This window comes from Nonomuraea sp. B10E15, from assembly GCF_039871615.1.
Taxonomy (GTDB): domain Bacteria; phylum Actinomycetota; class Actinomycetes; order Streptosporangiales; family Streptosporangiaceae; genus Nonomuraea.
This window is the reverse complement of sequence record NZ_JBDPMB010000011.1, coordinates 298270-308951: the sequence shown is the minus strand read 5'-3', so window position 1 is coordinate 308951 and position 10682 is coordinate 298270. Positions and strand designations below refer to the sequence as shown.

General features: G+C 71.3%; 10 protein-coding genes. 3 read left to right on the top strand and 7 right to left on the bottom strand.

Going from position 1 to position 10682, the window contains the following annotated elements; translation table 11 throughout:
* Positions 1 to 129: 129 nt before the first annotated feature.
* Positions 130 to 1539, bottom strand: a complete 1410-nt coding sequence (gene sthA / locus ABGB14_RS29045; protein WP_347646990.1) for a Si-specific NAD(P)(+) transhydrogenase — start codon at positions 1537 to 1539, stop codon at positions 130 to 132.
* Between the two features lie 61 nt (positions 1540 to 1600).
* Between sthA and ABGB14_RS29040 the strand changes: the two genes are divergently transcribed.
* Positions 1601 to 2431 (top strand): PhzF family phenazine biosynthesis protein, encoded by an 831-nt coding sequence (locus tag ABGB14_RS29040; protein WP_347646989.1) that lies wholly within the window; start codon positions 1601 to 1603, stop codon positions 2429 to 2431.
* Here the strand turns inward: ABGB14_RS29040 and ABGB14_RS29035 are convergent.
* The 6 genes from ABGB14_RS29035 to ABGB14_RS29010 form a co-directional block, all read right to left on the bottom strand.
* Positions 2409 to 3353 (bottom strand): biotin-dependent carboxyltransferase family protein, encoded by a 945-nt coding sequence (locus ABGB14_RS29035; RefSeq protein WP_347647000.1) that lies wholly within the window; start codon positions 3351 to 3353, stop codon positions 2409 to 2411. The genes ABGB14_RS29040 and ABGB14_RS29035 overlap by 23 nt on opposite strands.
* An 83-nt stretch (positions 3354 to 3436) precedes the next feature.
* Positions 3437 to 4066, bottom strand: coding sequence for an allophanate hydrolase subunit 1 (locus tag ABGB14_RS29030; RefSeq protein ID WP_347646988.1), 630 nt, complete (start codon positions 4064 to 4066; stop codon positions 3437 to 3439).
* On the bottom strand, positions 4063 to 4818 hold the full coding sequence (locus ABGB14_RS29025; RefSeq protein ID WP_347646987.1) for a 5-oxoprolinase subunit PxpA: 756 nt from the start codon (positions 4816 to 4818) through the stop codon (positions 4063 to 4065). The genes ABGB14_RS29030 and ABGB14_RS29025 overlap by 4 nt, the downstream gene beginning before the upstream one ends.
* Before the next feature lie 17 nt (positions 4819 to 4835).
* The gene (locus ABGB14_RS29020; RefSeq protein ID WP_347646986.1) at positions 4836 to 5612 is read right to left on the bottom strand and encodes a thioesterase family protein; all 777 of its coding nucleotides are present in this window, start codon (positions 5610 to 5612) and stop codon (positions 4836 to 4838) included.
* A gap of 21 nt (positions 5613 to 5633) precedes the next feature.
* A complete protein-coding gene (locus tag ABGB14_RS29015) occupies positions 5634 to 7124 on the bottom strand; it encodes a hypothetical protein (RefSeq protein WP_347646999.1) in 1491 nt (496 codons plus the stop codon).
* Between the two features lie 197 nt (positions 7125 to 7321).
* Complete coding sequence (locus ABGB14_RS29010; protein WP_132597337.1) at positions 7322 to 7546, bottom strand: hypothetical protein; 225 nt, start codon at positions 7544 to 7546, stop codon at positions 7322 to 7324.
* Positions 7547 to 7700: 154 nt separating this feature from the next.
* Between ABGB14_RS29010 and ABGB14_RS29005 the strand changes: the two genes are divergently transcribed.
* Positions 7701 to 8270 carry an HhH-GPD-type base excision DNA repair protein gene (locus ABGB14_RS29005; protein WP_347646985.1) on the top strand — a complete coding sequence of 190 codons (570 nt, stop codon included), beginning with the start codon at positions 7701 to 7703 and terminating at the stop codon, positions 8268 to 8270.
* A gap of 244 nt (positions 8271 to 8514) precedes the next feature.
* Positions 8515 to 10608, top strand: coding sequence for a SpoIIE family protein phosphatase (locus tag ABGB14_RS29000; protein WP_347646984.1), 2094 nt, complete (start codon positions 8515 to 8517; stop codon positions 10606 to 10608).
* Positions 10609 to 10682: the final 74 nt, after the last annotated feature.

Genomic DNA, 10682 nt, shown 5'->3' with positions numbered 1-10682 from the left:
ACCCAAGACGGCCTGTCCAAGAAAGAGATCATCCGCTGCCTCAAGCGCTACATCGCCCGCGAGCTCTATCGGGTCATCACCAGAACTGATCATGAACCCAGTGCTTGACATCAATAGGAGCATCCCGGCTCACATCCCCGCCGTCAGCCGGGCCACCACCCGCATCTTGTTCATCGCGTCCAGCGCCGCCACTTTGTACGACTCGGCCAGCGTCGGATAGTTGAACACGGCGTTGACCAGGTAGTCGACCGTGCCGCCGCAGCCCATGACCGTCTGCCCGATGTGCACCAGCTCCGTCGCCCCCGTGCCGAACACGTGCACGCCGAGCAGCCGCCGGTCCTCCGGCGACACGAGCAGCTTGAGCATGCCGTACGAGTCGCCGATGATCTGGCCCCTGGCCAGCTCGCGGTAGCGGGAGATGCCCACCTCGAACGGCACCTTGTCGCGCGTCAGCTCGTCCTCCGACCTCCCGACGAAGCTGATCTCCGGAATCGTGTAGATCCCGATGGGCGGCAGGTCGTCCATGTCGCCGACCGGCTCGCCGCACGCGTGCTGGGCGGCCAGCCGGCCCTGCTCCATGGACGTGGCCGCCAGCGCGGGGAAACCGATCACGTCGCCGACCGCGTAGATGTGCGGCACCTCAGTGGCGTAGTCGCCGTCCACGGAGATCCGGCCGCGGTCGTCGGCGGCCAGGCCCGCGGCCTCCAGGCACAGCTCGGCCGTCTTGCCCTGCCGGCCCGCAGAATACATGACGCAGTCGGCCGGGATCTTCTTGCCGCTCTCCAGCAGGGTCAGCGCACCGCCGGGGCGGCGTTCGACGGCGGCGACGTTCTCGCCGAACCTGAAAGTCACCGCCAGGTCGCGCAGATGGTATTTCAGCGCCTCCACGATCTCCAGGTCGCAGAACTCCAGCATGCGCTCGCGCCGCTCGATCACCGTCACCTTCGTGCCGAGCGCGGCGAACATGGAGGCGTACTCGATGCCGATCACCCCGGCGCCCACCACGACGAGCGTCTCCGGCACGCGGTCGAGGTGCAGGATGGCGTCGGAGTCGATGACCGTCCTGTCGTCGAACTCGACGCTCGCCGGCCGCGCCGGCGACGTGCCCGTGGCGATCACGATCTTCTCGGCGGTGACCTTCGTCTCCTTGCCCTCCTCGTGGACGACGCCGATCGTGTGCGCGTCCAGGAACCGGCCCGTGCCCTGCAGCACCGCCACCTTGTTACGGGCCAGCTGGCTGCGGATGACCTGGATCTCCCTGCCGATCACGTGCTGCGTGCGCATGCCGAGGTCGGCTACGGTGATCTCTTCCTTGACGCGGTAGCTGGCGCCGTACAACTCCCGCTGGTTGAGGCCCGTGAGATAGAGCACGGCCTCGCGCAGGGTCTTCGACGGGATCGTGCCGGTGTTGATGCACACGCCGCCGATCATGTGCCGCTTCTCGACTATCGCTACGTTCTTGCCTAGTTTCGCCGCCGCGATCGCGGCCTTCTGCCCGCCCGGACCGGAACCCAGGACCACCACATCGAAATCCGCCACACCGACCAGTCTGGGGGTGGCACGGCGACGGGGAAAGCCCTCTCCTGCAAGACTCCGTCATGTGACGCGCGCATTCAGCCAGGTGGACGTCTTCACCGCCGTCCCCTATCGCGGCAACCCGCTGGCCGTGGTGCTCGACGGCGAAGGCCTGAGCACCGAGGAGATGCAGCGGTTCGCCGCGTGGACCAACCTGTCGGAGACCACGTTCCTGCTGCCGCCGGCCACGCCGGAGGCCGACTACCGGGTGCGGATCTTCACCCCGGACAGGGAACTGCCCTTCGCCGGGCACCCGACGCTGGGCACCTGCCACGCCTGGCTCGAGGCCGGGGGAGTGCCGCGCGAGGGCGGCGAGATCACGCAGGAGTGCGCGGCCGGGCTCATCCGGTTGCGCGGGACGGACGCCGGGCTCGCGTTCCAGGCGCCGCCGCTGCTGCGCTCGGGACCCGTCGAGGACGAGCTCGTCGAGCGGATCGCCGAGACCCTGCGGATCTCGCGGGACGACATGGTCGACGTCGAGTGGGCCGACAACGGCCCCGGCTGGGTGGCGGTGCTGCTCGCCGACGCCGACGCGGTGCTCGCGCTCAGCCCCGGACCGGTCCCGCACGACGTGGGCGTGGTGGGACCGTACCCGGAGGGCTCGCCGTGCGCCTTCGAGGTCCGGGCCTTCACCCCCGCACAGGACGCCTTCGTCGAGGACCCCGTGACGGGCAGCCTGAACGCGTCGCTGGCACAGTGGCTGCTCCGGACCGGCCGGGCCACGGCGCCGTACGTGGCCAGCCAGGGCACCGCGCTCGGGCGAGCGGGACGCGTGCACGTCTCCACCGGCGAGCAGGGCGAGGTCTGGGTGGGCGGCTCGGTCGTCACCTGCGTCAGCGGGCGGGTCGTCCTGTGAACCTGACCTCGTCACCCGGCCTCAGCTGCGCGGCCACCGGCAGGTCCGCGGCCGTCACGACGGCGATCACCGGGTAGCCACCCGTCGGTGGATGGTCGGCGAGGAAGACGATCGGCTGCCCGCTCGGAGGCACCTGCACGGCCCCGGCCACCATTCCCTCGCTCGGCAGCTCCCCCTCCTTGGCCCGCACCAGCTCGGGCCCGCTCAGGCGCACGCCGACGCGGTTGCTGTCCTGGCTCACCACGTACGGCCCCGCGCCCAGCGCCTCCGCCGCGTCCGGCGTGAACCAGTCGTCGCGCGGCCCCGGCAGGACGCGCAGCACGGCGGGCCGGGGCCCCGGCAGGGGGGCGAGGTCGGCGACGATACCGGTCACGGTGCCCGTCGCGGTGCCCGCCGCGGTGCCCGTCGCGGTGTCACCCCGCGGCGGGCCGACCGGCAGCAGCGCGCCCGCCCGCAGCGGCTCGGGGCCGAGCCCCGACAGCGAGTCGGTGGACCGGCTGCCGAGCACCGGTTCGGCCGCGATCCCTCCGCGCACGGCCAGGTAGGTGCGCAACCCCCAGGCAGGCGTCCCCAGACGCAGCTCCGCCCCCGCGGGCACCCAGAACGGCACACCCATGCCTGCCCGCGCGCCCGCCTTCCTGGCGGCCTCGAGCGGACCCGTGCTCTCCCCGCCGGGGGCGACCGCCACCGCCACCGGGGCGCCGGTCAGCGCCGCCCACCCGCCGTCGTGGAAGCGCAACCAGGCCCCGCCGAACGTCAGCTCGATCCCCGCCAGCCCTTCCGCGTTGCCCACGAGCCGGTTGGCCAGCCGCAGGCTCGGCGCGTCGGCCGCCCCCGAACGGGGCACGCCGAGGTGGGCGTAGCCGGGCCGCCCGAGATCCTGCACGGTCGCGTACGGACCGGGCGCCAGCACCTCGATCATCACGTGCCCGTGGCCTCACTCCGTCCGGCGGGCTCGGTCGCCATCTGCCACCCTCTTCCTCAGCAGCCCTGGTAGCCCGCCTTTCATGACGGCGGCGCTCCCTCGCGTACGAACCGCACGCGCATGCCCGGCCTGAACAGCGACGGAGGGTCGGCCGTGACGTCCCACACCCGCACGGACGTGCGCCCGAGCAGCCGCCACCCGCCGGGCGAGGCGGTCGGATAGACCGCGGAGTAGGGGCCCGCGATCGCCACGGACCCGGCGGGCACCGACGTGCGCGGCGTGTCGAGCCTGGGCGACTCCAGCACCGGATCGAGCCCGGTGAGGTAGGCGAACCCCGGGGCGAACCCCAGCCACCCCACGACCAGCTCGCGCCCGGAATGCCGGGCGATGACCTCGTCCGCGGAGATGCCGGCCAGCGCCGCCACCGAATCGAGATCCGCGCCGTCATAGGTCACGGGAATCGTCACGACGGGCCCCTCGGCCGACCCGGCGCCGGCCCTGCCGCGCTCGTCGGCGACGAGCGCCGCCAGCCGGTCGCGCAACCACGCCTGATCCGCCCCGGGCGCCACCACGAGCACGGTCGCGGGCCCCGGCACGATCTCCGCCACGCCGGCGGGCCGGTCCGCCCGCAGCGCCGCGTCCAGCCGGTGCGACAGCTCGAGCGAGCCCGTCTCGACGAGCAGCCCGTGCTCCCCGGCCCTGCGGATCACGTGAACGCCTGCAGGACGACCCCGGCCGCCAGCAGCGCGTCGCGGACCCCCTGCGCCAGCGCGACCGCGTCAGGCGTGTCTCCATGGACGCAGATGGAACGGGCGGTCAGCGGGACGGAACTCCCGTCGGAGGCCGTCACGGAGCCCTCCACGGCCATCTGGCGGGCACGGGCCGCCACCACGGCGACGTCGTGGATGACCGCGCCCGGCTCCCTGCGCGAGACCAGCATCCCGGCGGGGGTGTAGGCGCGGTCGGCGAACGCCTCGTTCACCGTCGGCACGCCGGCGGCGGCCGCCGCCTCGTGCACGACCGAGCCGGGCAGCGTGAGCACCGGCAGCGAGGGATCGTAGTCGGCGACCGCGTCGATCACCGCTCCCGCCTGCACCTTGTCGCGGCAGATCCGGTTGTAGAGGGCGCCGTGGGGCTTGACGTAGGACACCCGGCCGCCCATCGCCCTGGCGATGCCGTCGACGGCCGCGACCTGGTAGAGCACTTCGGCGCAGAGCTCCTCCGGCTCGAGCTCCATCTCCCTGCGCCCGAAATGCGCAAGGTCGCGGTAGGACACCTGCGCCCCGATCGCCACGCCGCGGTCGACGGCCGCCGCGCACGTGCGCCGGATCGTCACCGGGTCGCCGGCGTGGAAACCGCAGGCGACGTTGGCGCTCGTGACGATGTCGAGCAGCGCCGTGTCGTCGCCGAGCCGCCAGATGCCGTAGCCCTCGCCGAGATCCGCGTTGAGGTCGATCACCATGGCACCATCATGGCGCTTCACGGCCGGCGCGGTGCGACGAACAGAGTCTGAGTGGCCGTCCCCACCTCGCCATTCTCGTCATACAGGGTCGAACGGGTCAGCCCGCGGCCGGCCGGGCCGAGCACGGTCGCCGCCTCCATACAGATCCACTCCGTTTCGGGCGACCGGAACAAGGAGATCGTCAGGTCCACGTTCACGAAGAGGTGCGTGGCGAAGTCGACGGCGAGGCTGACGCCGTTGCCGCTGTCGGCGAACACCGCCAGGCGCTCCAGCGGGGTGATCTCCTCGCCCTCGACCAGCGGCATGCCGAGCCTGCCCCAGACCGTGGCGGGGCCGGGCGCCATGGGGCTGCCGGTGACGAAACGCCAGTCGAGCGCCCTGCCGTACCCGAAGCCGGAGCCCAGCCACGAGCGCGCGTGCTCCTCGGAACGGGGCGGGACCGGCGCGGGCGGCTTCTGCGCCGGGGTGGCGGGTGTGCCGGCCTCGCGGATGCGCCAGGCACTCGCCCTGGCGAACTCGCGGCCGCCGGAGTGGACGCTCGCAGACAGGCACTGCACACGCTTGCCGTCACGGGCGACGTCGGTCTCGACCCGCAACTCGGCCACGGGCACGGGCGCGAACACGTCGACGACCAGCCTGGACAGCTGGAGGCCGGGCCGCGGCGCCGTGCGGGCCAGCTCGTGCACGAGCAGGGCGGTGACGGGACCCATGTGCTGCGAGCCGGGATCCCACGGGCCCTGGGTGTGCTCGGACGCGCGGTAACGGCCTTCGCCGACGCGGCTGTACATCGCCATAGAACGAAATTCTATGGCGTGCTAGATCCCGTCGGGAATGTCGGCGATGTCGTCGAGAGCCGCGGCGAGCTCCTCCGGGTCGTCGCCGATCCGCTCGGCGATCTCGATCAGCACGTGGAGCACGTCGTGGCGGTCGTGCCCGAGATCGAGCAGGCGCTGCGCGGCCTCCCACAACTGCGGCGGGTCGCCCTCCCACAGCCGAGTGGCGATCTCCTCGTGCCAGGCCAGGTGCTCCTGGTCGATCACGCCGCCGTGGTCGATCTCGAGCAGCGTGCGACGGTCGGCCTCGTCGGCGGGGTTGAGGTGGTCGAGGTCGACGCCGTTGTGCGTGCCCTGCAGGAAGGGAAAGGCGAAGACCCGCCTGGCCAGGGCCGACAGGTCGCCGTCCGGCAGCAGACGCTCCAGCAGCGGCCGGTCGAGGCCGAACGAGGTCGGATCCCGGTAGGCCTCGGGGAACTTGCCGATGGCCTCCCACACCGCGTCGAGCGTGGCCTTCAGCCCTTGCTCGGGCAGCCCCGTGCGGTGGGCGGCGAAGCGCACCCACGCGGCCAGCACGTGCGGCATCGCCTCCTGCTCGGCCACGCTCAGCATCACCTTGCGCGGCAGCCAGTCGAGCAGGAACGTCTCGCACTTGGTGGGGCTGACCCGCAGCGGCCGGTTGAAGTCCTGCTCGCAGCCGTAGTCGATGATGTGGTCGGCGCAGCGGGACGCGGCCGAGGGGTCGGACAGGTGCTCGGCCGCGTCGGAGGCCAGGAACTCCGCCGCCAGCATGGCCCGCCGCTCCTTGCTGTAGGGGGCCTCGATGTGCAGCGGCGCCGGCCGCTTGCGCCCGGGCGGCAGCGCCTTCAGCCTGGCCCTGGCGAACGCGTGGTAGGCGCTGTAGCTGTCGCTCACCGGCGGCGGGGTCTTGGGCTCCTTCGTGGCCTTCATCGCCGACTCGAGCAGCGCCCTGGCCTGCTCCGGCTGGATCTCCTCGAACAGCAGCATCGGGTTGCCCGCCGCCTCGGCCCTGGCCTGCTCGAGCAGCTTGTCGACCTGGGAGGAGACCCAGGCGTCGCGGGTCATGCCGCTCATGTTGTAGTCGACGACCATGACGAGCGCGTGGCGGTCGGCGGGGGGCTCGCCGTCGTTCCACCGGTAGGAGAACGTGCAGATCACCGTGTCCTGGTCGCCGTAGGCGTCTCGGGAGACGTAGCAGCCGGCCGGTTTCACCGCGCCCACCCGGTCGGCCCAGCCCGGCCTGGCCACCCCCGACTCCATCATCGCGAGCGCCGCGCCCTCGGCCTTGGCGCCCTGGCGGGCCGTGCCCAGGTAGGCCAGGCACATCAGCAGGGTCAACGAGGCCGGCGTGCCGGCCTTGGCCGCGTAGTCGACCAGCCCCTCGCCGAGGACCTGCTCCACGTCGCCGCCCCGGACCCGCCGGCCCCACCACGCCCCGATCATGTCGGAGACCATCAACTCCGCGTCCAGAGGAGTGCGTACGGCGAGCAGCTCTCGAGCCGCCTGCACCATCTCCTTGAACACGTCGTCGGGCGGAGTGCTCTCCCGGGGATCTCGTCGGTGTCGGCGCACGCCCTCACTCTCTCGTATTCCGGGCACGAACGGTGCGGAGAACACGGCCCGGTGACCCCGATGTTATCGACAGGATCAGCCGTGACCCGCGTCCGGCGTCCTGCGGGAACACGCCGCGGGACGCTCGCGACGTCACGTCAACGGGAGCTCCGCGGCGGAGGCGCGGAGTTCACGATCGCGAGCAGGTGCTCGCGGGCGATGCGTTCGACGATCTCCGGGGTCGCGGTGACGCCCAGATGCTGCGCACACGCGCACACGTCCGCCACGCAGCGGTCGATCGTGTCCACGGGTACGGTCAGGAACTCTTCGGCCAGCCTGAGACTGACCGGTTCGCGCAGGAACCGTGTGGCCAGAGCGAGCATAGGAGTGAGATTCCTCTGGAGACCTAAGGGCAAACCCCTAGGAACGTCTGCAGGGCGACTTGCGCTCTCATTCCACCCTTTCTCGGACGGGTGTCAAGCCTCCACGACGCCTGTGTTCACTTCACCCGGTGCCCTTTCATGCGAAGCTGTCTCCATGCGCATCCAGCTCGCCCAGCGGAGCGAGGCAGACGAGCTCCTCGGCCGCAGCCCGCTCGCCCTGCTCGTCGGCATGCTGCTCGACCAGCAGATCCCCATGGAGTGGGCGTTCACGGGGCCTCACACCATCTCGCAGCGGCTGGGTCACGACCTCGCCGCCGAGGAGCTCGCCTCCTACGACCCGGAGGAGTTCGCCGCGCTGCTGGCCCAGCCGCCGGCCGTGCACCGCTATCCCAAGGCGATGGCGGGCCGCGTCCAGCAGCTGGCGGCCTACCTGGTGGAACACTACGACGGCAGGCCCGAGCGGATCTGGGCCGAGGCCGCCGACGGCAAGGACTTGTTCAAACGACTGAACGCCCTTCCGGGATACGGCAAGCAGAAGGCCCAGATCTTCTTGGCATTGCTGGGAAAGCAGCTGGGGGTCCAGCCGTCAGGCTGGCGAGAGGCAGCCGGGCTCTACGGCGAGGAGGGTGCACACAGATCGGTCGCCGACGTGGTCGACGCCGACAGTCTGAGCCGGGTGCGCGCCGCCAAGCAAGAGGCCAAGCGCGCGGCCAAGGCCCGATGACCGTGGCGGGCAAGCGTCCCGGCAATCGGGCGCGGTAACCTGATCTTGCTGCGCAAAGTGGAGCGACTTTGACAGGATGCGTAGACCCTAGAGGCGACCGGGCACCGGCGGGGGCTTCCGTCCGCGCGTGCCCATCGCCGATGATGTACTGCAGGATCCGGTCGCCCGGAGCTGCGCTACGCCGATACACGATTATGGAGATGTGCCGCGTGGGAGACCCTGGCACGCGACGGAGGTGCGGACCATGAGCGCCGAGACCTCCGTTCCCCGTCCCCGGGAGTCGGATGTGGACATCTCAGACTCCGCCCTCTTCAAGGGCATGTTGTCGGAGGCGGAGTTCGCCTTCGCGTTCTTCGACGCCGACGGCCGTGTCCAGCGGGTCAACGACGTCTTCAGCGACGTCGTCGGCGTGCCCGCGGAGCGCATGGCGGGCCGCCAGCCCGTCGAGGTGCTGGCCGCCGACCTGAGCCAGCTCATCACGCACGCCGTGCAGGCCGTCATCGAGAGCGACGCGCCCGTCACCGAGGGCCGCGTGCGCGTGCGGTCGGCGGAGGGCGACACCCGGCACTGGTCGTTGTCGTTCTCGCCGGTCCACGACGACGCCGGCGAGCTGCGGGCGATCGCGCTGATCGGGCTCGACGTGACCGAGAGCCGCCAGACCGAGGAGGCGCTGCGCCGCAGCGAGGAGCGCTACCGCTCGCTGGTCGAGGCGCAGTCGCAGCTGGTGTGGATCACCTCGCCCACGGGCGCGGTCGTCGAGGACGCGCCGCAGTGGCGCGCCATCACCGGCCAGGGCCTGGAGGAATATCTCGCCAACGGCTGGCTGGACGTCGTGCACCCGGAGGAGAGCCAGCAGACCGAGGAGGCCTGGAGGGAGGCGCTGCGCGGGCGCACCATGTTCGAGTGGAACTACCGCGTGCGCACCCGTGCCAGCGGCTACCGCCACTTCGAGGTGCGGGCCGTGCCGATCATCCGCCACGGCCGCGTCGTCGAGTGGGTCGGCGCCAACACCGACGTGACCCCGCAGCGCGAGGCCGAGGAGATGCGCGGCAGGCTGACCGACCAGCTCGGCGCCGCCGCCCTGCGCACCGCCCGGCTGCAGGGCGCCACCGCCATGCTCGCGGAGGCGCTGACGGTCGAGCAGGTGGTCCAGGTCATCATCGACGTGGGCCGCACCGCCCTGGCCGCCGACCGCTCGGCGGTGGCGCTGCTCGACACCGACAGGGCCGCGCTCAAGCTGATCAACGGCGAGGGCATCCCCGAGGCGTCCGGTCCCTCCGGCGAGGAGATCCCGCTGTCCAGCTCCAGCGTGATGACCATGGCGGTCAACAGCCGCAGGCCGGTCTTCGCCGAGTCTCCCGAGTCGCTGAAGGCCCAGCTGCTGGAGGCGGGCGGCGACGAGGACGTCCTGGGCAACTACCTCGCCAACAGCGACGAGCGCGCGTGGGTGGGGTTGCCGCTGCTGGCCGCCGGACGGGCTTTGGGAGCGCTCCGATTCTCCTTCACCCGGCCCCAGAAGATCTCCCAGGAGGACGGCGTCTTCCTGGAGGCGCTGGCCGGCCAGTGCGCCCTGGCGGTCGAGCGGGCCACGCTGTTCGAGCGTGAGCACCGCACCGCCGAGACGCTGCAGCGCAGCCTGCTGCCCGACCGCCTGCCGGTGGTCAAGGGCCTCGTGCTGGCTCAGCGCTTCCGTTCGGGCAGCCGCCACGTCCAGGTCGGCGGCGACTGGTACGACGCCTTCGTCCTGCAGGACGGGCGTGTCGCGGCGGTCGTGGGCGACGTCATGGGCAAGGGCGTCAAGGCCGCCGCCGGCATGGGCCGCATCCGCAACGCGATGCGGGCCCTGGCGCTGACCAATCCGCCGCCCGCGGCCGTGCTCACCGGGCTCGACCGGGTCTTCGAGGCCACGGAAGAGGAAGAGCAGGTCACGACCCTGGCCTACATGGTCGTCGAGCCCGTCACCGGTGAGGGCACGCTGGCCGTGGCCGGACATCCGCCGCCCGTGCTGGTTTCGCCCCAGGGCACGGCGATCCTGTGCGACGCGGAGCCCGGCACTCCGCTAGGCTGGCCGACCAGCCGCAGGCAGTTCCGGTTCGTGGTGCCGCCCGGCCATACAGCCGTGCTCTACTCCGACGGGCTCGTGGAGAACAGGAAGCGCGGGCTGGATGCCGGTCTCGCAGAGATTTGCAGTGTTGTGACCGAAGCGCCGCCTGAAGTTGTGAGTAGTCCTCACATGTTGCTGGACTTCCTGGTTGACCGGATGTTGTCTGGATATGAACAAGATGATGACGTTACCGCGCTAGCAATTCACGTGCCACCAGCCACGAAGAGTGACTGAATGAAACAGTCATAACGGTTGCTTTCGGGTATCGGTGCCCCGCTTACGTACGCACTACTGTCTCGGTCGGCCTA